A 25107-nucleotide genomic window follows, 5' to 3' on the forward strand; every position below is an offset into this window, starting at 1 on the left:
GTTTGGGGGCCCGGAGGCCCCTGAACGTTTTGTACCCGGCCATCATCGGCCGGCCCTTTACAAGCATTTTGCGTGCCAAAAAGCCGCAGATGCGGGCCGTTTTCCATCGTGACCGAGGTCTCCTCGGCGCGAGCAGACCGCCCCCGGCGACATGCGTCATAGCCGCGCACCTTCGCGTGAAGCTGCAACGCAAAAACCCTGCGGAAATCGCCCGTTTCTGCAGCAGGCGGCGCTTCCCCGGAAGTTGCCGATGAAACGCGCATCAACCGCCGGCAATTTTTGCAAAGTCTTACGCCCCTTTGCCGCAACCTTTGGAATGGCCTCCGCGTTGGCCTTGGGCAAGCTGCCTTTGGGGATGCAGACCTCCATCTGCCTACAAATTGAGCGGCAACTGATTTCCTTTTCAGCACTTTCCAATCCACGGGACGCGGCCGATATGGGGATTCCGGTAACCACAATCGAACGAGTCGGGCGCACCATGGAGGCCGATGCGCTTCGACCAAGGAGAATCGCAATGATGAACAATGGTCTGAGTCACGGATCGGCAACGATCTACCAATTCCCGGTCGGGGGCCGCGCAGCTCTCGCCGGACGCCGCTATGGCGAGACCCGCCTCCCCGCCGATCATGCCTCGCATCCCGCGAATGTCTCGATCTGCAGCGACAGCTGGTATCACCAGGACGCGGTCGACGACGCCAAGCCGAAATGGGATCGCTGATGCCTGTGCTCGGTTTGAAACCGCCGCGCTCGCGCAGCCGCCTGGCGGCAGTTAAAGAAAAAAGGGTCGAAACAGCAATGTTTCGGCCCTTTTTGATTCCCGGGTGAGCCCGCGCGGTTCGGACCGTGCGCTGGCTGTCGCCGGCGACTTCAGAGGCTTGACTGCGAGCGCGCCGCCCTTGCCGATGGTCAGCCTGATCGAGCCGGCAGCAAAAGAACGGCCTTGTGCCGGCTCATGATCGCCCCCTGTAATGGATTCAAGGACGCCCCTCGCGCGTCCAATGGAACCATAACCGAAGCCGATCCCATGCAAGACTCCTCTCTGAGAGACTCCCCTGCCCGTCACCTGGCCCTGCAAGGCGCCAGCAATTTTCGCGATCTCGGCGGTTATCCGACCGCCGATGGCCGCACCACGCGCTGGCGCCACATCTTCCGCTCCAACCATCTCGGCCAGCTCACCGCCGCCGATGTCGAGATCGTCCGCGCGCTGGGCGTGCGAAGCGCCTTCGATTTCCGCGGGCCGGAGGAGCGCACAGCTGGCGTCTGCGTGGTGAAAGAGATCAATGTGCATTCGCTGCCGATCGAGCCGAGTGTCGTGGCTGCGCTGCGCGCCGAGATCGCGAAGGGGACGCTGACCGCGCCGGTGGCACTCGAGCTGATGCGCGAGTCCTATCGCAACTACGTCCGCCACCATACGCACAGCTTTCGCAGCCTGTTCGGCCATCTGCTGGAAGACCGTGCGCCGCTGGTGATTCACTGCACCGCCGGCAAGGACCGTACCGGCTTTGCCAGCGCGCTGATCCTGCATGCGCTCGGCGTGCCCGATGACATCATCGCCGAGGACTATCTCTTGACCAACCGTCACTACAAACGCGATGCGACGGCCGCCGCTGACCTGCCCGAGGATGTCCGCAACGCCATCGGCAGCGTCGAGGCCTCGTATCTCGCCGCGGCTTTCGAGGCCGTCGGCGAAGAATACGGTGATCTCGAAACCTACTTGCGCGATGGACTCAAGCTCGGCGCGGCCGAACGGACCGCACTGAAGGAGCGTTATCTGGAATATCCTGGGGCGGCCGCGGCGGGAGAGCGATGATGCAAGACAAGGCTTTGATCGTGACGGGCGCACGTGGCGCACTCGGCAAGGTGGTCGCCGAGATCGCGCAGTCGCGCGGAGCGCGCGTAGCCTGCATCGATCACGCGCCGTCGCAGATTCCCGCAAGTGCCAAGCGTATCGAGATCGGCGGCATCGACCTGTCCGACGCGATGCAGGCGAAGACGGCGGTGGATGTGGCAGCAAAGCACTTCGGCCGGCTCGATGTCCTGATCAACATCGCCGGCGGCTTCGCATTCGAGGCCGTCGGCGACGGCGACGTCAAGACCTGGCAGCGCATGTACGCGCTCAATGTCCTGACGGCGCTCAACACCTCGCGCGCGGCGCTGCCGTATCTCGCCGCTTCCGAGGCAGGCCGCATCGTCAATATCGGCGCCATGGGCGCGCTTCAGGCCGGCAGCGGCATGGGCCCGTACGCCGCATCGAAGGCCGGTGTGCACCGGCTCACCGAGGCGCTCGCCAACGAGTGGAAAGGCAAGGTCACGGTCAACGCGGTGCTGCCCTCGATCATCGACACCGCGGCCAATCGTGCCGACATGCCGAAGGCGGACTTCTCCAAATGGGTGACGCCGCAGGAACTCGCCGAGGTTATCCTGTTCCTCGCCAGCGACGCCGCGAGCGGCGTCACCGGCGCGCTGATCCCGGTGGGCGGGCGGATCTAGGCGCGCGCCTTCCGATCACATCATCCTGCGCGACGGCTTTGATTCAATCGGACCACAGAAGGCTCTAGACTGCCGCGAGTGATTCTCCGATCGAACATCGCCCCCGGAACCTTCCCTTGGAAACCGCGCTTTACCTGCCCGTCAAACGCTTCCTCGAAGAGCTCGGCTTCACCGTGAAGGGCGAGATCAGCGGCTGCGACCTCGTCGGCCTCAGCGCGGGCGATCCGCCGGTCGTGGTGATCGGCGAGCTCAAGCTCGCCTTCAATCTCGAGCTGATCCTCCAGGCGGTCGACCGCGCGCCGGCGGGCGACGAGGTCTGGATCGCGGCGAAGATGTCGGCCCGAGGCAAGGGGCGCGAGAGCGATGCACGCTATCGCAATCTCTGCCGCCGCCTCGGCTTCGGCATGCTCGGCGTCACCGATCGCGGCCAGGTCGAGGTGCTGGTGAAGCCGCCGACGGCAGCGCCGCGCCGCGAGCCGAAGCTGCGCTCGCGCCTCGTCATCGAGCATCAGCGCCGCCAGGGCGATCCCGTGCTCGGCGGCAGCACCCGCGCGCCGATCATGACGGCCTATCGGCAGCAGGCGCTGGCCTGCGCCTCCGCGCTCGCCGACGGACCGCGGCGCGTCCGCGAATTGCGCGAGCACTGTCCTGACGCCGGCAAGATCTTGCTTAACAATGTGTATGGCTGGTTCGAACGGGCCGACCGGGGAATCTACGGGCTCACCGAGGCCGGACACGCCGCCCTGAAACGCTGGCCACAGCAGCGGGTTGAGGTCGATTCCGCTGTTGCGTCGCCGCCATGACACCCGACCGGTGCATAGCTGAGATGCCACACCAATTTCATATTGCAATGCAACATTGGCGGCACTAGGTATCCCGGCATCGAAACGAGGCCGTTATGAGCGCAGACTGGAATACCAAATATGGCACGCGGCGCGTGCGCCACGATCCGCCCACCCTGGATGAGGCGATCTTCGCCGCCATCGGCATCACCGACGACCAGGGGCAGCAGGCCGAGATCGCCGCAGCCTTGATGGGGATGCCGCTCGACGTCGTGCAGGCCGAGGTGAAGAAGCAGGCGCGCACCAACAGCCGCATCACTGCGACGCGCGTGATCGCCGGCGAACAGGGTGCACAGCGCTCCGTCGTGGTCGAACGCCGCGTCGTCCGCCGTTTCGGCAACGACAAGCGCACCGGCACCTGAGGCGTTCGTTCACGACCTGCGAAATACGGAGCGGACCGGCCCTGCCGGTCCGCTTTTTTTGATTCAGCCTGCGATTTGAAGTCAGGCCGCGCGATTGTCGTACATGCTGGAGATGATCTTCCAGCAGGTCGAGTTGAGGCTGAGCAGCGCGCGTCCGGCCGCGAAGGGCGAAGCCGCGAGATCGGCAAGCTCTGCCTCGGGCGTCTTGGCAAGATCGATCGTGCCAGTCGATTCGCCCTGGCGGAAAGCCAGGTGCGCGCCGAACTTTCTGGCGAGCGCCCTCATCGCGTGATTGTCGGCGCCGGTCGTGATGCGCAGCTGCTTGTAGCCCTTCCAGCGCGCCTCCGCGATCAGGCGGCGGAACAACGCGGTGCCGACACCCTGGCGCCGCGCCGAAGCTTCGACGCTGAAGGCGACTTCAGGCAAGGCGTCAGCCTCCGGCGGATGCAGCTCGGCCGCGCCGCGGACCACACCGTCGACGATATAGGCAACGATCACGGTGCCGTCCTCGGCACAGCGGGCGGCGTAACGCTCGATGAAGCTGTCGTCGAGATAGCCATTGAAACGGTCGTGCCGGCTTGCGGCATCGAGCCTCAGCAAATGATCACGCAGGAGCGGCAATTCTTCCTGCTGGATCAGGGTCCGTACATAGCCCCGAGCAGTGCGGACGGTCTCTTCAAGTACCACGTCAAAACTCCTCTTGGTGACCCTCGAGGAGGCGTTCGAATCCCTAGGTCCCCTATATTGTGCATCGCAGCATCTTTTGCAAGACAGGGACCTGCTTAAGTTAAAGGCACGGGAGACGACTAATTCGTTAATGATATCAAAGTCCCGTAGTCTTACAGGACCAGCTGGGTCTGGGTCACCACGGCTACCAGCTTGCCGTCCTCTGTCTCCAGGCGGGTGGTCCAGACCTGGGTCCGCCGGCCGCGATGGACCGGGGTCGCGGTGGCAAGGATCGTGGTTCCCTCCTTGGCCCCGCCAATGAAATTGGTCTTGCTCTCCAGCGTGGTCGTGCCCTTGGCGTCGTCAGGCAGATTGATCACAGTCGCCGCCGCGCCAACGGAATCGGCCAGCGCCATCACCGCCCCGCCATGGATGGTGTGGTGCAGCGTGCAGAGATCGGGGCGGACCGTCATCCGTGCCACCACACGGTCCTTCCCGGCCTCGATGAACTCGACGCCCTTGAGCTCGGCGAACGGCATCTTCATCGCTTTGAGTTTCTCGAGCGGCGTCATCAGATCTTCTCCCATTCGTTGTTGTCTCAGCGTGAATTGCTTCACGCGGCAAAGCAATGACGTCCGAGGTAATGGCCGCGCTGACATCGGCGGCACAGTGCATGGGCTTCTCGGTTCCGTCATCCTGAGGCGCGAGCTGCGCGGTGCGCAGCGCCGTGCAGAAAGCCTCGAAGGATGAACGGCCGCGATGCAGCCGGGCCGTCGCCCTTCGAGGCTCGCTCGGCGGCGCATCAGCGCCACCGAACTCACGCCTCAGGGTGACGGTGATGGATTTTCACGTCACCGCATTCACGACCTGATATTCCGGCCGCCGCCACAGCTCGCCTGCGATCACCTCCTCGATGATTTCGGCGGCACGGATGATCTCGCCCTCGCCAATGTACAGCGGCGTGATCCCGAACCGCATGATGTCAGGCGCGCGAAAATCGCCGATGACGCCGCGGGCGATCAGCGCCTGCATGGCGGCGTAACCGCCGCCGAAGGCGAAGGAAACCTGCGAGCCGCGGTGGTCATGCGCACGCGGTGTCACCAGCTTCAGGGACGGACAGCGGCGCTCGACCTCGGCGATCAGCAAGTCGCCGAGCGCCAGCGAGCGTGCGCGGACTTCGGCGATATCGACGCGGTCCCAGATATCGAGCGAAGCCTCCAGTGCCGCCATCGCCAGCACCGGTGGCGTGCCGACGCGCATGCGCTCGACACCGCCGGCGGCTGCATAGGCAAGCTCGAACGCGAACGGCTTGGCGTGCCCCATCCACCCCGACAGCGCGGCGCGCGCGGTGTCGGCGTGGCGCGGCGCAACGTAGAGGAAGGCCGGCGCGCCCGGCCCGGCGTTGAGATATTTGTAGGTACACCCTGCGGCGAAATCGGCGCCGGTCCCGGCGAGATCGACCGGCAGCGCGCCGGCGGAATGCGCGAGATCCCAGACCGTGACGATACCGAGCGCGTGCGCCTTCGCGGTCAGATCCGCCATGTCGTGGCGGCGGCCGGTGCGATAGTCGACCTCGGTGATGTAGAGCACCGCGACCTCCTCCGACAACGACGCCGCGACTTGATCCGGCGCCACCAGACGCAATTGGTGACCCCGCCCGAGCGTCGCGATCAGGCCCTCGGCCATGTAGAGGTCGGTCGGGAAATTGCCGGTATCCGACAGGACGATCTTGCGCGACGGATTCATGTCGAGCGCGGCGGCGAGCGCCTGGTAGACCTTGAGCGACAGCGTGTCGCCGACCATCACCGAGCCGGCTTCCGCACCGATCAGCCGGGCGATGCGATCGCCGAGCTGGCGCGGCTGGACGTACCAGCCCGCGGTGTTCCAGGCGCGGATCAGCTCATTGCCCCACTCCGTCGTGATGACGCGGTTGACCCGTTCGGCAACGCCCGACGGCAGCGCACCGAGCGAATTGCCGTCGAGATAGATCACGCCGTCAGGCAGATGGAACAGAGCTTTGGTCTCGTCATAGACGCGATATCTGGTCATAGACATTGCTTTGGGCATTTCTACAGAATGGTGCGGACGCGCCAGAGCTCGGGGAACAGCTCCACCTCCAGCATGCGCTTGAGATAACTGACGCCACCGGTGCCGCCGGTGCCGCGCTTGAAGCCGATGACGCGCTCGACCGTGGTGACGTGGTTGAAACGCCAGCGTCGGAAATAATCCTCGAAGTCGACCAGCTTTTCGGCGAGCTCGTAAAGCATCCAATGCGTCTCCGGCGCCTCGTAGACGACGCGCCAGGCCTGCAGCACGCCTTCGTTGAAGCTGTGGGTCTCACGGACATCGCGCGCCAATACCGCGGCGGGCATCTTCAGCCCGTTGCGGTCGGCGAGCCTGAGCACCTCGTCATAGAGGCTTGGGGTCGCAAGCTCGGCTTCCAGCAGCTTGGTCGTCTCCGGATCGTGCGCGTGCGGCTTGAGCATGGCGTGGTTGCGGTTGCCGAGCAGGAATTCGATCAGCCGGTACTGGCGCGACTGGAAGCCCGACGACTGGCCAAGCTGCGAGCGGAAGCGCGTGTACTCGCTCGGCGTCATCGTGCGCAGGACGTCCCAGGCGTTGTTGAGCTGCTCGAAGATGCGCGACATCCGCGCCAGCATCTTCATGGCAGGCGACACATCGTCCCTGGCAATGGCCCGGCGTGCGGCACTGAGCTCGTGGATGGCGAGGCGCATCCACAGCTCCGTGGTCTGATGCTGGATGATGAACAGCATCTCGTCATGTGCTTCCGACAGCGGATGCTGCGCACCGAGGATCGCGTCCAGCGCGAGATAGTCGCCGTAGGACATGCGACGGGCAAAATCGGTCTCAGCGCCTTCGCTGGTGGGATCATAATCGCTGGACGTCATGGGCAGGCCCTTTCGATCGATCTTCCCCGGCCAATGCTCAGTCGAGGCCGATCAGGCGCGCGGTGATCGGCGAGGCCGGATCCTTCAGTCCGTCGATCACGGTAAAATGGTTCAGCCCGGGATCGACGACGAGACTGGTCGGTACGTCGAAACCGGTCCAGATATTGGCCATCAGATCAGACTGGCGGATAAATTCGGGCCGCTCGCCGCCACCGACCCAGGCGGTCACGGGCGAACGCCCGCGCGGCAGATGCAGCGCCGCGCTTTCGAGCGCCGCCTCCTCCATCGTCATGCGCAGCGTGTCATTCATTTTGGTCTTCAGTAGTGGCCGCAGGTCGTGCAGGCCGCTGATCGAGACCGTACCGCTGATGCGGTCATAGACGGCGGGCTCCAGCCGGCTGTCGTCGCACAGCATGCGCGTGACGAGGTGGCCGCCGGCGGAATGGCCGGCAAGCCGGATCGGTCCTGCGACGAGCGACGCCGCTTTCGCGATCGCGGCGGTGATTTCGGCAGTGATGTCGGAGATGCGTGCAGCCGGGGTAAGCGTGTAGCTCGGCAGTGCCACGGCCCAGCCGTGACGGCGCGCGCCTTCGGCGAGATCGGTCCAGGTCGACTTGTCGAAGCGCATCCAGTAGCCGCCGTGCACGAAGACGACGAGGCCCTTGCTGTCGGCGTCGGGCAGGACCAGGTCGAGCTTCTGGCGCTCACCGGCGCCATAGGCGATATCAGCGCGAAATTTCTTCAGCCCGGCCCGGTAGGCCGCCGCCCGCTCCGCCCACAGCCCGGGCATCTTGTCAGAGCCGGGGATATGGGCCGAATTGGCGTAAGCATCATCCCAATCGCGCATTGTCACTCCTCGGACTCGGGGCTCTGCGATCAGGCGTCAGTCTGCCACCGGTCAAAGCCGCATCCTAGTGCTTATTTTAAGCTTAAAGGATTTTGGAGGGCTGATGATTGTGCAAGCAAGCGCGTCAACCACGGTGCCGTAGGGTGGGCAAAGCGGAGCGTGCCCACGACTTTGGTCATGTTCGAGACAACTCGTGGGCAAGGCGCTAACGCGCCTTTGCCCACCCTACGACAGCTGCGATTTGAGGCGGCGGCTACGCCTTCTCGACTCCGCACCATTCCGCGATGAACAGCGCCATCGCCTTGGTGGTCTTCTTCAGCGAGTCCAGGTCGACGAATTCGTTGAAGCCGTGCATTTCGCCGCCGCTGGCGCCGAAGCAGAGGCTGGGGATGCCGTGGTTGAGGCCGTAGAAGCGGGTGTCGGTGAGCGCGGTGAAGACGAGATCCTCCGGCATGCCGCCATAGACCTTGCCGAACGCCTTGGCGAAGGCAGCTTCGGGGGCGGCGGCGTCGGTCAGCTCATAGCCTTCCGACAGGAAGCCCGACCATTCGATCTCGGGCGGATTGTTGGCGAGGAAGCGGTGGTTGCGCGCCGCGGCCGCGACGCAGGCCGTGATCTCCTTCTGGTGATCGGCGATCGACCAGCCCGGCAACACCGCGATCCGGCAGTCGACGTCGCACCAGGCCGGCACGCTGGAGGCCCAGTCGCCGCCCTTGATGATGCCGGGGTTGAAGTTGATGGGATGATTGAGCGTCTTGAAGTGCCTGTCGGCCTTGGCGCGCTCGTTCCACTCGACCTCAAGCTTCTGCAGCGCCTGGATCAAATGATAGGCCGCCATGATGGCGTTGGCGCCGGAGCCGGCGAAGGCGACATGGGTCGGATGCCCCTTCACGCGCAGGCGAAACCAGATCACGCCGACCTGCGAGCGCACCATCTTGCCGCCGGTCGGCTCCGGAATGAAGCAGGCATCGGCGCGGTAGCCGCGCTGCAGCGTCGAGAGCGCGCCGACACCGGTGCTCTCCTCCTCGATCACGGATTGGAAATGGATCCGCGCCGTCGGCTTGAAGCCCGCGGCCTTGATCGCATCCAGCGCATAGAGGGCGCCGATGGTGCCCGACTTCATGTCGCAGGCGCCCCGGCCGAACATCTTGCCGTCCTTGATGACCGGCGAGAACGGCGGCGTGTCCCACAATTCCAGCGGGCCAGCGGGCACCACGTCGCAATGGCCCTGCAGGATCAGCGATTTGCCGCCATTCGTTTGCGGACGGTAGGTCCCCACCACCGAACGCGCCTTGGAGAAATCATGCTCGATCGGGCCGAAGCCGCGCAGATCCTTGAGATCGTCGACGTCGATGTGCCAATCGTCAACCTCGTAGCCGCGCTGGCGCAGGAGATCGCCGATCATGTCCTGGCACGGCCCCTCCGCCCCGCGGGTCGAAGGGATCGCGACGAAATCGCGCGTGGTGGCTAGCTGGGCTTCGAAGCCGGCATCGACGGCGTCGAGGATCCTCTGCTGCGTTTCGGCATTCATCAGGCAACTCCAGGCATTCCAATGGTCCCAAGGAGTGCGCAAGCTAGCCGATTTCAGCCGTTCGGGTACTCCACAAAATATGCATCCCGCAATGCATCTTCGAGCAGCCGGCCTTCGGCATAGCCGTCCAGTGTCGCAGGGCGTTTCACGCCGTCGAGCAGGCGCGGACACGGCTCCGGCGCGCCGAGCACCGTTCGAACCGGGATGCGCTCGGCATAGATCGGCAACGCGTAGTCCTCGTCGTCGTCAGCAACACCCTTGGCGCGTATCTTGGCCGAGGCTTCCTCGATCTCCATCGCGATGAAGGATGTCGCCTTGACCTCCTGGGCGGTGCTGGCCCGAAGGCTCGCCGTGCGATCCGGGAAGAAGCGGTCGACCATCGCGATCACCGCGCGTTCCTTCTCCGCGGGATCGGTGACGAGATAGGCGGTGCCGAATGCCATCGCAGCGCGGTAGTCGGCGGAATGGTTGAAGCCGCAGCGCGCCAGCACGAGGCTGTCGAGATGAGCGACCGTGAGGCACACGCGCTCGCCCTTGGTCTGGTTGCGCAACATCCGGCTGGCACTCGAACCGTGCCAGTACAGCTTGGTGCCCTCGCGCCAGAAGAAGGTCGGCGTGCAATAGGGCTGGCCGTCGATCACGTAGGAGACGTGGCAGAGCATCGAGGAATCCAGGATGCGATGGACCGTTTCGTGATCGTAGAAGCCGCGGTCGTGCCGGCGCTTCACCTGGTTGCGCGCCGATGTCGGATAGGAATTCGAGGTCTCGGTCTGGCTCACGGCCGCTCCTGATCGGATTAGGGGAGATCGGGAAGAGTTGTAGCGGCGCATTTGGTCTGCGATAGTTCCAATTCCATGCGAAAAATTCCGACCAATTCCCGGCCGTCACCGGCCAAGACGGAGCTGCCGCTCGACCTCGCCGGCCCCCACGTCACGGCCGGCCTCTCCGCCGCGCACCGGCTCTATCAGGCCTTGTGCGAGATGATCGTTTCCGGCCTCGTCAAGCCTGGCGAGCCGCTGCCGCCCTCGCGCACGCTGGCCAGGCAGACGGGCTTCCGGCGCAACGCCATCGTGATCGCCTATGAGCGCCTGATCGCCGACGGCTTTGCCGAGGCCAAAGTCGGCTCCGGCACCTTCGTCGCCGCGCGTATCCCAGCGCGCGCGGCCGCGCCGAACAAGCCGAAGGCGGTTGTCGAAGCGCCCAGGCAAGGTGCATTCTCCCTCGGCTGCACCCATATCGACGCGCGTGCCGTGCAGCGGTTCCGCGCTTTCGTCGGCCGGCGCATGCGCGCCTTCGGGTCCGAGCATCTGCATTATGGCGATCCGCGCGGCAGCCGCGAGCTGCGCGCCGCCATCGCCGATCATCTGTTGTCAGCGCGCGGGCTGCGCTGCGATCCCGATCAGATCATGCTGACGTCAGGCACCCTGCATGCGCTGCGCATCGTGCTGAGCGCGATCCTGAAGGCCGGCGACCAGGTCTGGTGCGAAGACCCCGGCTATCCCGCTGTGCGAAAGACCTTCACGCATTGCGGCTATCGCGCCGTGCCCGTTCCCGTCGATGAGCACGGCATGCGTATCGCCAAGGGCCGCGCCTCGGCGCCGTCTGCGCGCGCGGCCTACGTCACGCCGTCGCATCAGTTTCCGCTCGGCGTGCAGATGTCGATGCCGCGGCGGCTCGAGCTTCTGGACTGGGCCAGGCAGGCCGGCGCCTTCGTGCTGGAAGACGATTACGACAGCGAGTTTCGCTACGACGGCGCACCGCTGATGTCGCTCGCCGGCATCGACCGTCTCCAGCGCGTCATCTACCTCGGCACCTTCGCCAAGACGTTGTTTCCGGGCCTGCGTATCGGCTATTGCGCCCTGCCCGAACGCCTCATCGGCGACGTGACGGCTGCGCGCGCGGCGCTCGATCGCTTCCCCGGCACGCTGATGGAAGGCGCGGTGGCCGACATGCTCAACTCGGGCGCATTCGCCGCAAACCTCAAGCGGGTGCGAAAGCTCTACCGCGAGGCGCGCGACGTGCTGGCCGAAACGCTGGAAGCCGCTTCCGACGGCGCGCTCTCGGTGCCGGTGCCGTCACAAGGCCTGCATCTGGTCGCCAGGTTCGATCCGTCGGTCGACCCGTCGGTGGCCGCGCGCGCCAAGCAGGCGTGCGACGCGGAAGGCTGGCTGTTGGCCGACACCTATTCGCGCGCGCGCCCTCTGCCCGGCTTCGTGCTGGGATTTTCCGGCCATGCGGTTCCGCAGCTCAAAGCCTCGGCCGAACGGCTCGCGCGGGAATCGCGCGCAGCCCTGCGCGCGGGAACCAGAGCCGCTCGGCGCAAGTGATGAAGCTTCACTATGAGAATCGCCGGCCAGTCCCTACATTGCCGCATCGTCTCCGAGATCTTTCGCCATGCTGCTACGACGGACGACCTGCCTCTCGTTCCTGATCTCCATCGTGCTTGCCGCGACGGCGCATGCCGGCTCGGTTGGACGCGAGCAGGACATCGTCGATCTCAAGCTGGGTCAGCGCGTGCAGGTGGATGACGGAACCTGTCCCGCCGGACAGGTCAAGGAAGTGCGTGGAGCGAGGATGACCGACAAGGGCGTCGCGCGCACCAGCACCTGTGTGCCGCGATACGGTCCGAAGACGAAATAGCTACGGCTTCGCCGGATCGAACATGCACTGCAAGGTCGGCTTGGCGATCTTGGTGAACGTCGGGCCGATCTCGCTTTGCTTCGAAGCCGGCACCCAGTCGGTCTCGATGGTGGGCACGCCGGTTTCGCTGATGCCGCGCAGCAACGCTTCGCGCAGATCGCGGTCCTCAACCGCCGCCGCGGCGTGGTCGTGCAGGCAGCCGCAGACTTCCTCGGGATGGGCCCAGCGCCCAAGCATCCGCGGCGCGCATTGGCGCACGAACTCAGTGCGGGGATCCGGTAATCTGGAGGGCGCCCGCACCTGCGCCTCGGCGGCGCTGATCGTCAGAATGGACACGAAAGCAGCGGCGCAAAATCGAACGAGCATGACGGCCTTTATCGGCTGATTTTCTTATTGTCGATCAGAAGCGCGCGGCAACCACGATCGGCTGCGACGTCGCAACGGTCACCGGCGAGCCGGTGTACTGGAAGGTGCCGATACCCGGGAGATTGCCATCCGGCGCGCCTGCGAACGAGGAGCCGGCAACCACGAAAGCGAAAGCAAGGATGAAGCTGAGCGCGCGCATGGTGTCGTCTCCGAATTCCGTGGCCGGCGGTGCGCCGTTCGTCGTTGTGAAGTTGATAACCATGGGCGGTTTCGCGCGTGATGCGCCAAAAGCGCAAAATGGTTTCATCTTGCCTGAGAATTGTTTCGTCGGCTCCGAGGCGACGACACAATTCTCGAAAACAGCCAATCATTTCAGACAGGTCGCACCGGAGCTCAAAGCGGCCTGCCAGGTTCCACATTCGGCGCATGAGCGCGTGCTACGCCGCCGTCGTCACGATCCAGCCTTGCGCGCTTCACACGCATTTTACGTTTTTCTGCTGAAGAGGAGAGACGAACGAAGGCTGGGCCGTCGAACCGAGCGCGCGTCGGCTGCGACCCAAGCCATCGAAACCGAGACGCCGGGATCACCGGGCGCGTTCAGCTGAGGGATGGCCATCATGATGGGGCAAGATCGCGCAACGCCGCGCGAGGCGGAGCAACGGACCGACGGCGGAAGTCAACGGCCCAGCCGCGTCGCCTCGGCCGGCGCGATGTCGCTGCAGTCCGGCCGCGGCTTCGAGGCCGCGCCGCAAGCCTTCGTGCGGCTGACCGGCTCGCATCTCGCCAAGCGCGTCAGTCCGTGAAGAACTCGCCGCACTTCTGAACGTTTGCGTCCGCCGGTCCCCACGGCATAATCGGCACCGTCGAGGTCGAATTCTTCGGCGAGCCCTCGATGATCCGGTCCGAATAGACCATGTAGACCAGCACGTTGCGCTTGGTGTCGCAGCCGCGCACGATTTGCATCTTCTTGAAGAACAGTGAGCGGCGCCGGCGGAACATGTCGTCGCCCTGCTCCATCTTGTTCTTGAACTTGATCGGGCCGACCTGGCGGCAGGCCAGCGAGATATCCGAGACCTCCTCGGCAAGGCCCAGCCAGCCCTTGAAGCCGCCCTTCTCCGGCACCGTGAAATGACAGGCGACGCCCTCGACCTCGGGATCGTCGAGACCATAGGTCGCGAGCTTGTCGTTCGGGCTCATCCATTTGAACACGGTGGAGCGGCGGAAGATCAGATCGGGCTCGTCGGCGGCTTGGACGGGCGCAGCCGGCACAGCCAGGACCAGGAGCAATAAGACGAAGCCTTTCAAGCGGATGCCGGCAAGACCAGGGAAACGAGATGACATGAAGTTCTCCGCTAACAAGTCCCCGCAATGTAGGAACGCGTCAGCCCGACAGGAAGACGACGCGCAGCCAGAGCTGGCCGCTGTTTACCGCTCTGTGAGGCTTTTTTGTTACGTCTTGAACAAAAGTAGCCGACGGCAGAACCACCCTGCTGGTGAACGCGTATCCCCTTTGCGAGACTAACGTCTGATTTGGATTATGGATTCGAGGATGAACAGCGTGATCGGGTCGGGTTTTTCGGCCAAGCCGGCGCGGCTTTGGCAGCTCGCCATCTTGACGGCGGCGGGTGTGATCGGCGCGACCAGCCAGGCAGACGCAGCATTTTACTATTGGACGGATTATTCCGACGGATCCTATTACCCCCGTCAGAGCCGGCCTCCCGAGATTCCGCGCCAAAAGCCGCAGAAGCGCAGCGCGACCGACAAGAAACAGATTGTCGCCGAGAAGCAAGCAGGCACCAAGCCTCAAGGACCGCTGGTCATCGTGGTCTCGATCGACCGGCAGAAGGTCACGGTCTACGACAACAATGGCGTGTTCGCGGAATCTCCGGTGTCGACGGGCATGAAGGGCCATTCGACGCCGATGGGCGTGTTCAGCGTCATCCAGAAGCACAAGTTCCACCGTTCCAACCTCTATAGCGGCGCGCCGATGCCGTACATGCAGCGGATCACCTGGTCCGGCGTCGCCATGCATGCCGGCGTATTGCCGGGCTATCCGGCTTCGCATGGCTGCATCCGCATGCCGATGTCGTTCGCGATGAAGATGTGGAATTGGACCAGAATGGGCGCGCGCGTCATCGTCGCGCCCGGCGAGATGACGCCGCAGAACTTCTCCCATTCCCTGCTCGCCTCCGTGCGCGTGCCGCCGCAGCCCACCGTCAGCCTCGAGCCGCAGACCAATGTCGGCGACAAGGCCGACAAGGGCACGGCGCCAACCAAGGCCGCCGAAGCCAAGCCGACCGAAACCAAGCCGATCGAAACCAAGACCGCCAGCGCCGATGCCGCGCTCCAGCTGCGCGCCTCCGTGGGCCACACCGTGATGTCGGATGTGACGACGGGCAATGCGTCGGTCCGCGACGATGCCGCCGCCGCGGCCGACGAGGTCAGGACGGCCGAAGCATCCGATGCGGCCAGGCCTCGATCGGAAGAAGCCGCCAAGCCTGCGAATGAGGACAAGCCCGCCGATCAGGCCGAGCCGGCCAAATCTGAAGGGGCTAAGCCGAACGCCGCGAAGACACCCGATGCACCGGCACCTTCGGCCGCCGTCTCGCCCGACGCCAGTAAGGACGAGAGCCGCGTTGCCGAACCGGCGCCGGCTGCGAAGCCGGAAGCCCCCAAGCGAGCCGGCCAGATCGCCGTCTTCATCAGCCGCAAGGATTCCAAGCTCTACGTGCGGCAGAATTTTGCGCCGCTGTTCGATGTCCCGGTCACGATCGCCACCAGCGACCGTCCGCTCGGCACGCATGTCTTCACCGCCGAGCTCGACAAGACCGATTCCAATACGCTGCGTTGGTCGGTGGTGTCGCTGCCCATGTCCGCCCGTGCCGCGGCACGCGAGGACGACAGCCGCCTCACGCGCCGCAAGGTGGGCGCTGCCGTGATCCCCGTCGCCGCCAAGCCCGTCGCCAAGCCCGTGGTGACGCCCGACAGCCCGGCCCAGGCCCTCGACCGCATCTCGATCCCCGCCGACACCATGGCGAAGATCAACGAGATGCTGACGTCGGGCGGCTCCATCATCATCTCCGACCAGGGCATCAACCAGGGCGAGACCGGCGAAGGCACCGACTTCATCGTTCGCTTGTACTAGCCTGCCTCACGGCGTCCGATAACGCGGTGTTGACGAGGCGGGGCGCTGCCGCGGAGTAACATGCGGCCCGGATCATTTCGGGGGATGCCGTCATGGTGAACCGCAGGACCATGCTCACCGCCGCGCTGGCGGGCGTGCTCGCGCCGGCGACGCGTGCGTTTGCCGATGGCGGCATGAGCCGCATCTCGGCCTATGCCTTTTCTTTCCCCGCTTTGTCCGGCGACGACATCCGCCTCGCCGCTTTCACCGGTAAGCCGGTGCTGGTCGTCAACACCGCCTCGCTCTGTGGCTACACGCCGCAATATGCCGGCCTGCAGGAGCTCTGGAACGAGTTTCGCGAACGCGGCTTCACCGTGATCGGCGTGCCCTCCAACGATTTCGGCGGCCAGGAGCCGGGCGGCACCAGCGAGATCGCGGCGACCGCGCACCACCAATATGGCGTGACCTTTCCGATCACGGCCAAGGCTGCGGTAGTCGGCGCCAAGGCGCATCCATTCTACAAATGGGCCGCTGAGGCGAGGCCTCGCGAAGTTCCGCGCTGGAACTTCCACAAATACCTGATCGGCCGCGACGGCTATATCGCCGACGTGTTTCCCTCGGCGGTCGAGCCGGCCGACACGCGGATCAAGACGGCCGTTGCCAAGGCGCTGGCCGCCGCTTGACGCGAGCCGCACCCAATCGGGTTGGGCACAATCGTGGCGAGGTGCCAAACAGCCGTTGCAATGGCGATGGCCTACCATCTAGGCTAGGTTTGGTTTGGGGCAGGATGGTTTGCCGGTGGCGAAAAGCCGCGGCGGAACAACGGGATCAATCTCGAGGACAATATTATGCGCGTGGCGGCAGGACTGATTTTGGCAAGCGCGATATCTCTGGCCATGACCGGCGCGGCGTGGTCGCAGACCCCGGCAAAGCCCGCAGCCGCGGCGCAAGCCGCACCGGCGGCAACGCCGGCTGCGGCGGCTGCTGCCGCTCCGCCCGCAGCTCCCGCGGCAGGCGCCGCGCCGGCGGGCTTCGTCAATCCGCCGCCGCCCAAACAGGCACCGCAGCCGGCACGCGCGGCCTGCACCACGCCGGGCGCGCTCGGTGTCGCCCGCACCGTCGAGATCGACACCACGGGCGGTCCGGGCTTCGGCTTCGAGCACTTCAAGGAGCTCGACTTCCTGCGCGACAAGGAGGTGGTGCTGACCTTCGACGACGGCCCATGGCCGCGCAATACGCCCGCGGTGCTGAAGGCGCTGGCCGATGAATGCACCACCGGCATCTTCTTCATCATCGGCAAGCACGCGACCTACGAGCCGGAGATCCTCAAGCAGGTCTATGCCGCCGGCCACACCGTCGGTGCCCACACCTGGTCGCACGCCAATCTCAACAACAAGAAGCTCAACGAAGCGCAGCGCAAGGACGAGATCGAGAAGGGCTTTGCAGCGGTGAAGTGGGCGCTCGGCGGCATCTCGCCCGCGCCGTTCTTCCGCTTCCCGGCGCTGCAGCATCCGCCGGAGATGGTCACCTATCTCGGCAACCGCAATGTCGCGAGCTTCTCCTGCGACATCGACTCGTTCGACTTCAAGGCCTCCAAGCCGGAGAAGATCGTCGACACCGTGATGAAGAAGCTCGACACCAAGGGCAAGGGCATCATCCTGATGCACGACTTCCAGAAGCACACTGCAGAGGCCCTGCCCGAGCTGCTCAAGCGGCTGAAGGCCGGCGGCTACAAGGTGGTGGCGATGCGCGCCAAGTTCCCGGCCTCGACGCTGCCGGAATACGACCAGGAGCTGATCAAGGACCTCAAGCTGCCAACGGTGAGCCAGCGCCCGGTCAATTCCGTGGTGACGACCGTTTCCGAATAGACGGCCGTTGTCTGTCCGGATCGAAGGCTACGTCATCGTCTCGGCGGACGGCATGCTTGCCGACGCCGGTCACGTCATGCCCGACAGCCTGAAGTTCGAGGGCGACAAGCTGTTCTTCGAGCAGGCACTCGATCGCGCCGCGCTGATCGTGCATGGCCGCAACTCGCATGAGCAGCAGCCGAACTCGCCGAATCGCAAGCGGCTGATCCTGACCCGCAAGATCAAGGCGCTCACCGTCGATCCGGAACTGCCGAACGCGACGCTGTGGAATCCGGAACATGCGAGCTTCGAGGACGCGTGTGCCTTTGCCGACGTCGCCGCCGGCATGGTCGCCGTGATCGGCGGCCCCGTCGTGTTCGACCTATTCATGGACCGCTACGACACGTTCTGGCTGTCGGAAGCCCCGCATGTGCGCCTGCCCGGCGGCGAAGGCTGCTTCGTCGGCGTGCCCCAGCGGACGCCGCACGAGGTGCTGGCTTCGCACGGACTGAAGCCGGGCGCGCCGTATCTGCTCGACGCGGCGCATGAGGTGACCGTGACGCCGTGGCGACCGGGCTAGCCCGCATCAAAATCGGGAAAACAACCCCATGCACAGTACCGGCATCATGACACCTTTCCGTACCCTGCCCATATCATGCTGAAATTGGTCCCGCCGCCGGCCAGCGCAACGCCGGCTAGCAAATCTGCCGAGAACCGATAATCGGCCCCGACGGCGGTGATGGCGCTATAGCCAACCTCTGTGGCGCTGCGTCAATACGGGCCGACCATTCCGAAACACCGCATCAATAGACTGAGACAAAAGCGCAAGACCGGACGGCTTCGGTCCGCGGCTGCCGCCGCGCAGGCGGCAGGGCTTCCACGCAAACGAACCCTTACCCTTCGCCGGATATCAACCTCCAGCCGGGCATGATTGTCCCGGCGCTGCGGCTCCCCCTCCTTCACTGACGATCAAAACGCGACCACCACCATGAGCGACGACGCTATTACGACGACGGGGTCGACTGACGCCTCCGGGGCGGCCGCTGAAGCAGCGCCGATTTCAGCCCTGCTTCCGGCATTCGGCTTCCGCGCCGACCTGATGGAGGCCAGTGCCAACGTCGCGGCGTGGCGGGAGGCTGTCGCCACGCTGTTCGACGTCGACGAGCTCGCCGCCGACGAACCGGGCCCGTTCCGCGCCGACATCAGCTCCTACGCGATGGGGCCGGTGCTGATCGGATTGAGCCGGGCCAGCGGCCAGCGCTTCCGCCGGACCGCCGAGACGATCGCGCGCAGCGGAGTCGACCACATCATCCTCCAGCTCTATCTCAGGGGCGGCTTTGACGGCATCGCCAGCGATCGTCCGATCCGCGTGCGCGCCGGCGACATCTGCCTGTTCGACCTGGCGCAGACGCTGGAGACCAAGGCGACGGCCTTCGAGAATGTCACGCTGGTGGTTCCGCGCCCGATGTTCGGCACGCATCTGCTGCGGGTTGACGATTTGCATGGTCTCGTCCTGCCGGGCAGCAGCGTGGTCGCGAGACTGCTTGCGGGGCATCTCACCGCCCTGTTCGAATTTGCCCCGCGCATGAGCCTCGACGAATGCCAATCGGTGGTCGAGGGCACAGTCTCGCTGCTGGCGGCGTGCCTGCGCAACGAGCTCGAGCGCAGCGATCCCGACGCCGACCGTGCCGTCACGGCGGGTCCATCCTTGATGCGGATTCGCCAATATATCGAAGCCGGCCTTGCCAGCGAGGAGCTGTCGGCCGGCTCGATCGCGGCCCATTTCGGACTGTCCCGAGCTTCGCTGTACCGGCTGTTCGCACCGGTCGGCGGCATTGCCGACTACATCCGCAGCCGGCGGCTGCACCGCGCCTTCTTCGACCTCGCCGGTTCAGATGCGAGAACCCTGAGGATCAGCGAAGTCGCGCGGCGCTGGCAGCTCGGCACCGACGCGCATTTCACACGCTCTTTCAAGGCAGCCTATGGCATCACGCCACGCGCCGCGCGCGAAGCCGCCCTGCTCGGTGTGCACCGGGGCACGGACGCAACGAGCAACGCAACGATTTCGCGGTGGATGCGCGAGATCGCGCCTCCAAGTGCAGATTGATCGCTACACGTCTCCGTAGGCCGCGTCGGCCGGACGCGTGGTGCGGCCGTAGCCCATCAGCATGAACAATGCGCCGATGATCGAGAGGTTCTTCAGCGCGTCGACCACCACCTTCGCATTGTCGGGCGCCGCCTGGTTCCAGAAGTCATAGAACAGCACGGTCGCAACCGCGACGTAGACGATCATCAGCAGTGCGAAGAACCGGGCGCCGAAATTCAGCGCGATCATCAGGCCTGCGAGGATCTCGAGCCCGCCTATCGCGATCGCCAGCAGCTGCGGCGTGGTCATGGCGGTGGCGGTCTCGATCTGGCTGGCATAGGGCGCGACGACGTCGGGCACCGCGACCTTGGTGGCGATGAAGTCAGCCGTCGCCTGGATGGCAAAGAGCTTGGTCGCGCCCGTGTAGATGAACAGCACGGCGAACAGAATTCGCCCGAAAGTCACGAACGCTGGCATGATCGGCCTCTTGGCAAGCTCAAAGCGCGGGAATGCTCGGCAGGATTATGAAGAGTCGTGCGCCGGTTTACAAACGGGGAAATGGAGAAGGGTTTTGAAAAGATTGAAGTGCCGATGCGCCGGAGGTGTGCTCCCTCGCCCCGCTTGCGGGGAGAGGGTTGGGATGAGGGGGAGCCTCCGCGGAGGCGGTGAGAGCTAGACTCGCGGAGAGTCCCCCTCACCCGGATCGCATCTATCGATGCGATCCGGCCTCTCCCCGCAAGCGGGGAGAGGCGAAGAGCCCGCCCTCAGGTAAACAACGTCGGCTGCTGCCTTGCGGCGCGCTCCTGCGCTTCCACCACTGCCACGGCTGTCATGTTGAGGATGCCGCGCGCGGTCACCGACGGCGTGAGGATGTGTGCGGGGCGCGCCGGGCCGACCAGGATCGGGCCGACGGGCAGCGCGTCCGCCAGCGACTTGATCATCTGATAGGCGACGTTGGCGGTGTCCAGCGTCGGCATGATCAGGATGTTGGCCTCGCCCTCCAGCTTGGAATGTGGCAGCACCATTCTTCGCGCGGCAGCGGAGAGTGCGGTATCGCCCTGCATCTCGCCGTCGGCCTCGATCTCGGGATGCTTGTCCTTCAACAGCTGGGTCGCCAGCCGCATCTTGCGCGAGGAATCGGTGTCGTAGCTGCCGAAATCCGAATGCGAGACGAAGGCGATCTTCGGCTTGATGTTGAAGCGTTGGACGTGGACCGCGGCGAGCGATGCGATCTCGGCCAGTTCCTCCGCGCTCGGATTGGGGCGAACCTGCGTGTCGGCGATGAAGAAGGCGCCCTTGGTCGTGATCAGCAGCGCCAGCGCGGCGTAGTCGCTGATGCCGGGACAGAAGCCGACGATCTCGCGGACATGGCGCAGATGGCTCATATAGCGGCCCTCGACGCCGCACAGCATGGCGTCCGCCTCGCCGCGCGTAACCGCGAGCGCGGCGATCACCGTGTTGTTGGTGCGCACCACGGTGCGGGCCGCATCCGGCGTCACGCCGCGGCGGCCGGCGACCTCGACATAGGACTGCACGTAGGAGCGGTAGCGCGGATCGTCCTCGGGATTGACGAGGTCGAAATCCTTGCCGGCGCGGATCGAGAGGCCGAAGCGCTTGATGCGCGCCTCCACCACCGAAGGACGACCGACCAGGATCGGCCGCGCCAGGTTCTCCTCCAGCACCACCTGCGTGGCGCGCAGCACGCGCTCGTCCTCGCCTTCGGCGTAGATCACGCGCACCGGCTGGGTCTTGGCCTTGGCGAACATCGGCTTCATGACGAGGCCGGAGCGGAACGCGAAGCGCATGAGCTGCGCGGCATATTCGTCGAAATTGGTGATGGGACGCGTCGCGACACCCGACTCCATGGCCGCCTTCGCAACCGCCGGCGCCACCCGCAGGATCAGCCGCGGATCGAACGGGCTCGGGATCAGCGAGCCCGGACCGAAACCGCCCATCTCGTTGGTCTCGACCCCCAGCGCCACCGCATCGGAGGGCGCCTCGCGTGCGAGCTGCGCGATGGCCTCGACCGCGGCGTGCTTCATCTCCTCGTTGATCGCGGTGGCGCCGACATCGAGCGCGCCGCGGAAGATGAAGGGAAAGCAGAGAACGTTGTTGACCTGGTTCGGATAATCCGAGCGCCCGGTGCAGATCATGGCGTCGGGCCGCGCCTTTCGCGCCTCCTCCGGCATGATCTCCGGGGTGGGATTGGCGAGCGCCATGATCAACGGCTTGTCCGCCATCGCCTTGGCCATTTCCGGCTTGAGCACGCCCGGTGCCGAGAGACCGATGAAGATGTCAGCGCCGCCGATGACGTCGCCGAGCGTGCGCTTGTCGGTCTTCTGCGCATAGACAGCCTTCCAGCGGTCCATCGACGTATTGCGGCCCTCGTGCACGAGCCCGTCGATGTCACAGACCCAGATATTCTTGCGCTGCGCGCCCATCGACACCAGGAGATTGAGCGTCGCGATGGCCGCGGCCCCTGCCCCGGACGCCACGATCTTGACGTCGGACAGCTTCTTGCCGTTCAGCCTGAGGCCATTGGTGATGGCAGCGGCGACAATGATGGCGGTGCCGTGCTGGTCGTCATGGAAGACCGGGATCTTCATGCGCTCCTTCAAGCGCGTCTCGATCTCGAAGCACTCGGGCCCCCGGATGTCCTCCAGATTGATGCCGCCGAAGGTCGGCTCGAGCGCCGCCACGGTCTCGACCACGCGGTCGATGGTGTCAGCGGCAATCTCGATGTCGAACACGTCGATGCCGGCGAACTTCTTGAACAGGACCGCCTTGCCTTCCATGACGGGCTTGGAGGCCAGCGGCCCGATATTGCCGAGGCCGAGCACGGCGGTACCGTTCGAGACCACGGCAACCAGATTGGCGCGGGTGGTCAGGCTGGCGGCCTCGGCCGGATTCTTGGCGATCTCGGTGCAGGCCGCGGCGACGCCCGGCGAATAGGCCAGCGCGAGGTCGCGCTGGTTGGCAAGCGGCTTGGTCGCCTGGATCTCGAGCTTGCCGGGGCGCGGCAGACGATGGTAGGCGAGCGCCGCCTGGTGGAGATCATCAGAATAGGACGACATGCCTTGTCTCGCCTCGCGTTACCGGCCTCAAATGCACGATCCGGGGCCGCCATCCAAGCGGACCGGATCTCCGGGTCATGGACACGGGATGAAGCACGCCGGGTGCCCCGGTGGCAACATCCGATTGCCCGCCCATCAACAAGGCGCGCGCTCAAATATTTGAAAACCAAAGCTTTCCCTGGACCGCGCGCTGTTTCCCGAATATGGCAGGTTGCGCGGCGCAAAAGAGCAACTGGAGCCACGGAATGAAGCGAATCCTGATCGGCCTGATCGTGGCAGCCGCGCTCGGCGCGGGCGGGTGGTTCGGCTTCAATTTCTATGTCCAGCACCGGGCGAGCAGCGAGGTCGAGGCGGCCTTCGAGCGGCTTCGCGCTGGCGGCAGCAAAGCCAGCCACGGCAAGATCACGTTTGCGCTGTCGACCCGGACGCTGACGATCGAGGACATCAATGTCGAGCCTGCCCAACCGCAGGTCGCCACCTTCAAGGTCGCCAAGATCACGGCCGTCGGTGTGCGCCAGCCGGACGAGGCCCGTTTCTCGGCCGACAGCATCGAGGCGTCAGGGGTCGAGGTCGGCTTCACATCCACCGAGCGGATGACCGTGAAGGCGAACTACAAGATCCCGCAGATCAGCGCGCGAGATTTTTCCGGCTCGACCCGCGCAGACGGCTCGCCGCTGTCCGGCTCAATCATCGACATGTACCGCTTCATCCTCGCGCAATACGCGACCATCTCGGCGTCGGAGATCGCGGTGCCGACCCTCGCAGTCAACGTCGATGCGGGCAGGAATGCCGGCAGCGGTGATTATGTCTATTCAGGTCTATCGGTCCAGAACGTCAACCGGGGCAAGATCGAAACGGCGAAGATGGACCGGGTCACCTATGCGATCGATCTGGCCCAACCGGGCAAGCCCGCGAAGATGACCGGCGAATTGTCCGGTCTGGCGATCTACGATTTCGACGCAACCGCTGTGAGAGCCGCGCTCGATCAGCAAGGATCGAACGACGACAATTTTCACAAGATCTATCGGCGCATCTCGGTCAACTCCTATGTCGTGACGGCGGCGCCCGGCATGCGCATGCAGGTGGACGGCTTCACCTTCGACGACATTGCCATCCGGCCCTCGAAATTCCGGCCGGCCGAAATCATCGCGCTGGTGCCGGCTGACGGCGCGATCCCGACGCCGGCGCAGTCGCGCGACATGATCGCGAGAGTGGCGGACTTCTTCGAAGGCTTTCAGATCGGCAAGGTCGAAATCGGCAAGCAGACGGTCGAGATGCCGCAAGGAACGTGGCGGCTCAGCGCCGTCAAATACGATCCGGACAAGGTCGCGCTGGAAGGCATCGACATGCCGCTGCCGCAGGGGCAGCTCAAGATCGAGCGCTTCGCGCTGAAGTCCTTCAGCATGCCGAATCTGATGCGCTGGGCGGCGAGCCTCCAGACGTCCGGGCAGCCGCCCTCGCCGGATCAAATGCTCGGCCTGTTCCGTGTGCTCGAAGGCGCCGAGGTCAAGGGGGTGGTGTCGCCTTACAAGAATACGCGGCAGCTCTTCACCATCGACACGATCAGCCTGAATTGGGGCCAGCTGGTCGGGCCGATCCCGAGCCGGGCCAATCTGGTCGTCAAGATGGTCACGCCGACCGATCCGGCCAATCCGGCGCTGCAGCCGCTGATCATGGCGGGCGTGGACAAGCTCGCGATCGACCTCGATCTCGGCGCGGCCTGGACGGAATCGTCCGGCGCATTCGCGCTTGCGCCCGCCACCATCGATCTCGGCAACCTTGCCAAGGCACAGGCCCGCCTCGCGCTCGCCAACGTGCCGCGCGGCCTGTTCACCACCGATCCGGTACAGGCGATGGGTCAGGCGGCGCAGGTCGAGACCGGTGCGTTCGAGCTCTCGCTGCGCGATAGCGGCGTGGTCGATCTGGTCGTGGCGCAGTTCGCACGCATGCAGAATGTCCGCCGCGACACCGCGCGTAGCGCCATCGTCGAGATGATCCGCGCGCAGGGCGAGAAGATCGCGGGATCCAGCGTCGACGCGAGGGGCGTGGTGGATGCGCTCGCCGGCTTCGTCGAGACGTCAGGACAGACGCTGAGCCTCAAGCTCGCGCCCCGCGCCAAGGTGCCGCTGATGCAATTGATGCAGCTGATCCAGACCGCCCCGGACAGCGCGCTGGCGCAGTTCAGGATCGAGGCATCGACGGGGCTGTAGGAGAGAAGCGCAGCTCTCTGCTCGTCATTGCGAGGAGCTCTTGCGACGAAGCAATCCAGGCTGTCCCTGCGGGAAGATTCTGGATTGCTTCGCTACGCTCGCAATGACGCTGT

General features: G+C 65.1%; 27 protein-coding genes. 15 read left to right on the forward strand and 12 right to left on the reverse strand.

The features are described 5' to 3' along the window. The first annotated feature begins 514 nt into the window (after window positions 1-514). From WI560_RS17310 to WI560_RS17330, 5 genes are all read left to right on the forward strand, one after another. Complete coding sequence (locus WI560_RS17310) at window positions 515-718, forward strand: DUF2735 domain-containing protein (protein ID WP_028136764.1); 204 nt, start codon at window positions 515-517, stop codon at window positions 716-718. A 321-nt stretch (window positions 719-1039) separates the two neighbouring features. Continuing rightward, window positions 1040-1810: a tyrosine-protein phosphatase gene (locus WI560_RS17315; protein ID WP_375308858.1), complete on the forward strand. Its 771-nt coding sequence runs from the start codon at window positions 1040-1042 to the stop codon at window positions 1808-1810. Next, window positions 1810-2490, forward strand: coding sequence for an SDR family oxidoreductase (locus WI560_RS17320; RefSeq protein ID WP_375308859.1), 681 nt, complete (start codon window positions 1810-1812; stop codon window positions 2488-2490). Before WI560_RS17315 ends, WI560_RS17320 begins: the two co-directional genes overlap by 1 nt. Before the next feature lie 116 nt (window positions 2491-2606). Next, on the forward strand, window positions 2607-3293 hold the full coding sequence (locus WI560_RS17325; protein ID WP_375304166.1) for a DUF2161 domain-containing phosphodiesterase: 687 nt from the start codon (window positions 2607-2609) through the stop codon (window positions 3291-3293). 95 nt (window positions 3294-3388) lie between these two features. After that, complete coding sequence (locus tag WI560_RS17330) at window positions 3389-3694, forward strand: hypothetical protein (protein ID WP_028136768.1); 306 nt, start codon at window positions 3389-3391, stop codon at window positions 3692-3694. An 81-nt stretch (window positions 3695-3775) separates the two neighbouring features. On the opposite strand, the gene WI560_RS17335 is transcribed toward WI560_RS17330, so the two are convergent. From WI560_RS17335 to WI560_RS17365, 7 genes are all read right to left on the reverse strand, one after another. Further along, window positions 3776-4381, reverse strand: a complete 606-nt coding sequence (locus WI560_RS17335) for a GNAT family N-acetyltransferase (protein WP_257180305.1) — start codon at window positions 4379-4381, stop codon at window positions 3776-3778. A gap of 152 nt (window positions 4382-4533) precedes the next feature. Next, entirely contained in the window at window positions 4534-4932 is a 399-nt protein-coding gene (locus tag WI560_RS17340; RefSeq protein ID WP_028136770.1) for a PaaI family thioesterase, read from the reverse strand. A gap of 274 nt (window positions 4933-5206) precedes the next feature. Beyond that, window positions 5207-6409: a kynureninase gene (kynU, locus tag WI560_RS17345; RefSeq protein ID WP_375308860.1), complete on the reverse strand. Its 1203-nt coding sequence runs from the start codon at window positions 6407-6409 to the stop codon at window positions 5207-5209. 20 nt (window positions 6410-6429) lie between these two features. Beyond that, window positions 6430-7269 (reverse strand): tryptophan 2,3-dioxygenase, encoded by an 840-nt coding sequence (gene kynA, locus WI560_RS17350; RefSeq protein WP_126258400.1) that lies wholly within the window; start codon window positions 7267-7269, stop codon window positions 6430-6432. Window positions 7270-7306: 37 nt separating this feature from the next. After that, window positions 7307-8116 (reverse strand): alpha/beta hydrolase, encoded by an 810-nt coding sequence (locus WI560_RS17355; RefSeq protein WP_375304167.1) that lies wholly within the window; start codon window positions 8114-8116, stop codon window positions 7307-7309. 253 nt (window positions 8117-8369) lie between these two features. Further along, window positions 8370-9647: an ArgE/DapE family deacylase gene (locus WI560_RS17360; protein WP_375304168.1), complete on the reverse strand. Its 1278-nt coding sequence runs from the start codon at window positions 9645-9647 to the stop codon at window positions 8370-8372. Window positions 9648-9700: 53 nt separating this feature from the next. Continuing rightward, window positions 9701-10426: a pyridoxamine 5'-phosphate oxidase family protein gene (locus WI560_RS17365; protein ID WP_375304169.1), complete on the reverse strand. Its 726-nt coding sequence runs from the start codon at window positions 10424-10426 to the stop codon at window positions 9701-9703. Window positions 10427-10501: 75 nt separating this feature from the next. Between WI560_RS17365 and WI560_RS17370 the strand changes: the two genes are divergently transcribed. Then, window positions 10502-11974, forward strand: coding sequence for a PLP-dependent aminotransferase family protein (locus WI560_RS17370; RefSeq protein WP_375304170.1), 1473 nt, complete (start codon window positions 10502-10504; stop codon window positions 11972-11974). Between the two features lie 67 nt (window positions 11975-12041). Continuing rightward, on the forward strand, window positions 12042-12287 hold the full coding sequence (locus WI560_RS17375; protein WP_135165335.1) for a DUF6719 family protein: 246 nt from the start codon (window positions 12042-12044) through the stop codon (window positions 12285-12287). Here WI560_RS17375 and WI560_RS17380 read toward each other — a convergent pair whose 3' ends face one another. Beyond that, window positions 12288-12653, reverse strand: a complete 366-nt coding sequence (locus tag WI560_RS17380) for a hypothetical protein (protein WP_257180315.1) — start codon at window positions 12651-12653, stop codon at window positions 12288-12290. It lies immediately after the preceding gene. A gap of 34 nt (window positions 12654-12687) precedes the next feature. Next, window positions 12688-12852 (reverse strand): hypothetical protein, encoded by a 165-nt coding sequence (locus WI560_RS17385; protein WP_375304171.1) that lies wholly within the window; start codon window positions 12850-12852, stop codon window positions 12688-12690. Between WI560_RS17385 and WI560_RS17390 the strand changes: the two genes are divergently transcribed. Further along, complete coding sequence (locus WI560_RS17390) at window positions 12833-13258, forward strand: hypothetical protein (RefSeq protein ID WP_375304172.1); 426 nt, start codon at window positions 12833-12835, stop codon at window positions 13256-13258. The two genes, WI560_RS17385 and WI560_RS17390, sit on opposite strands and share 20 nt — an antisense overlap. Before the next feature lie 12 nt (window positions 13259-13270). Next, window positions 13271-13456, forward strand: a complete 186-nt coding sequence (locus tag WI560_RS17395; RefSeq protein WP_375304173.1) for a hypothetical protein — start codon at window positions 13271-13273, stop codon at window positions 13454-13456. On the opposite strand, the gene WI560_RS17400 is transcribed toward WI560_RS17395, so the two are convergent. Further along, entirely contained in the window at window positions 13446-13994 is a 549-nt protein-coding gene (locus WI560_RS17400; protein ID WP_375304174.1) for a CreA family protein, read from the reverse strand. The two genes, WI560_RS17395 and WI560_RS17400, sit on opposite strands and share 11 nt — an antisense overlap. A 208-nt stretch (window positions 13995-14202) precedes the next feature. Here WI560_RS17400 and WI560_RS17405 point away from each other — a divergent pair, with 208 nt between their 5' ends. From WI560_RS17405 to WI560_RS17425, 5 genes are all read left to right on the forward strand, one after another. Further along, window positions 14203-15798 carry a L,D-transpeptidase family protein gene (locus tag WI560_RS17405; protein ID WP_375304175.1) on the forward strand — a complete coding sequence of 532 codons (1596 nt, stop codon included), beginning with the start codon at window positions 14203-14205 and terminating at the stop codon, window positions 15796-15798. A 92-nt stretch (window positions 15799-15890) separates the two neighbouring features. Further along, the gene (locus tag WI560_RS17410; protein WP_375304176.1) at window positions 15891-16460 is read left to right on the forward strand and encodes a glutathione peroxidase; all 570 of its coding nucleotides are present in this window, start codon (window positions 15891-15893) and stop codon (window positions 16458-16460) included. Between the two features lie 165 nt (window positions 16461-16625). Further along, window positions 16626-17645 (forward strand): polysaccharide deacetylase family protein, encoded by a 1020-nt coding sequence (locus WI560_RS17415; RefSeq protein ID WP_028136784.1) that lies wholly within the window; start codon window positions 16626-16628, stop codon window positions 17643-17645. A 7-nt stretch (window positions 17646-17652) separates the two neighbouring features. Further along, window positions 17653-18204: a dihydrofolate reductase gene (locus WI560_RS17420; RefSeq protein ID WP_375304177.1), complete on the forward strand. Its 552-nt coding sequence runs from the start codon at window positions 17653-17655 to the stop codon at window positions 18202-18204. Window positions 18205-18612: 408 nt separating this feature from the next. Next, on the forward strand, window positions 18613-19731 hold the full coding sequence (locus WI560_RS17425; protein WP_375304178.1) for a helix-turn-helix domain-containing protein: 1119 nt from the start codon (window positions 18613-18615) through the stop codon (window positions 19729-19731). A 3-nt stretch (window positions 19732-19734) separates the two neighbouring features. Here the strand turns inward: WI560_RS17425 and WI560_RS17430 are convergent, their stop codons facing one another. Together WI560_RS17430 and WI560_RS17435 are read right to left on the reverse strand one after the other, a co-directional pair. After that, entirely contained in the window at window positions 19735-20187 is a 453-nt protein-coding gene (locus WI560_RS17430; protein ID WP_375304179.1) for a DoxX family protein, read from the reverse strand. Window positions 20188-20474: 287 nt separating this feature from the next. After that, window positions 20475-22784 (reverse strand): NADP-dependent malic enzyme, encoded by a 2310-nt coding sequence (locus WI560_RS17435; RefSeq protein WP_375304180.1) that lies wholly within the window; start codon window positions 22782-22784, stop codon window positions 20475-20477. A 245-nt stretch (window positions 22785-23029) separates the two neighbouring features. On the opposite strand from WI560_RS17435, the gene WI560_RS17440 reads away from it, so the two are divergent. Next, complete coding sequence (locus WI560_RS17440) at window positions 23030-24994, forward strand: hypothetical protein (RefSeq protein ID WP_375304181.1); 1965 nt, start codon at window positions 23030-23032, stop codon at window positions 24992-24994. The last annotated feature ends 113 nt before the right edge of the window (window positions 24995-25107 follow it).

Origin of the sequence: Bradyrhizobium sp. A11 (assembly GCF_042077125.1) — a bacterium.
GTDB lineage: Bacteria > Pseudomonadota > Alphaproteobacteria > Rhizobiales > Xanthobacteraceae > Bradyrhizobium > Bradyrhizobium japonicum_B.

Bases quoted from the DNA above. Each gene is read 5' to 3' on its own strand.
- WI560_RS17370 (WP_375304170.1), top strand. From the start codon at position 10,502: ATGCGAAAAATTCCGACCAATTCCCGGCCGTCACCGGCCAAGACGGAG.
- WI560_RS17410 (WP_375304176.1), top strand. From the start codon at position 15,891: ATGGTGAACCGCAGGACCATGCTCACCGCCGCGCTGGCGGGCGTGCTC.
- WI560_RS17440 (WP_375304181.1), top strand. From the start codon at position 23,030: ATGAAGCGAATCCTGATCGGCCTGATCGTGGCAGCCGCGCTCGGCGCG.
- WI560_RS17355 (WP_375304167.1), bottom strand. From the start codon at position 8,116: ATGCGCGATTGGGATGATGCTTACGCCAATTCGGCCCATATCCCCGGC.
- WI560_RS17310 (WP_028136764.1), top strand. From the start codon at position 515: ATGATGAACAATGGTCTGAGTCACGGATCGGCAACGATCTACCAATTC.
- WI560_RS17415 (WP_028136784.1), top strand. From the start codon at position 16,626: ATGCGCGTGGCGGCAGGACTGATTTTGGCAAGCGCGATATCTCTGGCC.
- kynA (WP_126258400.1), bottom strand. From the start codon at position 7,269: ATGACGTCCAGCGATTATGATCCCACCAGCGAAGGCGCTGAGACCGAT.
- WI560_RS17405 (WP_375304175.1), top strand. From the start codon at position 14,203: ATGAACAGCGTGATCGGGTCGGGTTTTTCGGCCAAGCCGGCGCGGCTT.
- WI560_RS17320 (WP_375308859.1), top strand. From the start codon at position 1,810: ATGCAAGACAAGGCTTTGATCGTGACGGGCGCACGTGGCGCACTCGGC.
- WI560_RS17385 (WP_375304171.1), bottom strand. From the start codon at position 12,852: ATGCGCGCGCTCAGCTTCATCCTTGCTTTCGCTTTCGTGGTTGCCGGC.
- WI560_RS17425 (WP_375304178.1), top strand. From the start codon at position 18,613: ATGAGCGACGACGCTATTACGACGACGGGGTCGACTGACGCCTCCGGG.
- WI560_RS17380 (WP_257180315.1), bottom strand. From the start codon at position 12,653: ATGCTCGTTCGATTTTGCGCCGCTGCTTTCGTGTCCATTCTGACGATC.
- WI560_RS17340 (WP_028136770.1), bottom strand. From the start codon at position 4,932: ATGACGCCGCTCGAGAAACTCAAAGCGATGAAGATGCCGTTCGCCGAG.
- WI560_RS17360 (WP_375304168.1), bottom strand. From the start codon at position 9,647: ATGAATGCCGAAACGCAGCAGAGGATCCTCGACGCCGTCGATGCCGGC.
- kynU (WP_375308860.1), bottom strand. From the start codon at position 6,409: ATGACCAGATATCGCGTCTATGACGAGACCAAAGCTCTGTTCCATCTG.
- WI560_RS17375 (WP_135165335.1), top strand. From the start codon at position 12,042: ATGCTGCTACGACGGACGACCTGCCTCTCGTTCCTGATCTCCATCGTG.
- WI560_RS17400 (WP_375304174.1), bottom strand. From the start codon at position 13,994: ATGTCATCTCGTTTCCCTGGTCTTGCCGGCATCCGCTTGAAAGGCTTC.
- WI560_RS17395 (WP_375304173.1), top strand. From the start codon at position 13,271: ATGATGGGGCAAGATCGCGCAACGCCGCGCGAGGCGGAGCAACGGACC.
- WI560_RS17430 (WP_375304179.1), bottom strand. From the start codon at position 20,187: ATGCCAGCGTTCGTGACTTTCGGGCGAATTCTGTTCGCCGTGCTGTTC.
- WI560_RS17435 (WP_375304180.1), bottom strand. From the start codon at position 22,784: ATGTCGTCCTATTCTGATGATCTCCACCAGGCGGCGCTCGCCTACCAT.
- WI560_RS17390 (WP_375304172.1), top strand. From the start codon at position 12,833: ATGAAGCTGAGCGCGCGCATGGTGTCGTCTCCGAATTCCGTGGCCGGC.
- WI560_RS17330 (WP_028136768.1), top strand. From the start codon at position 3,389: ATGAGCGCAGACTGGAATACCAAATATGGCACGCGGCGCGTGCGCCAC.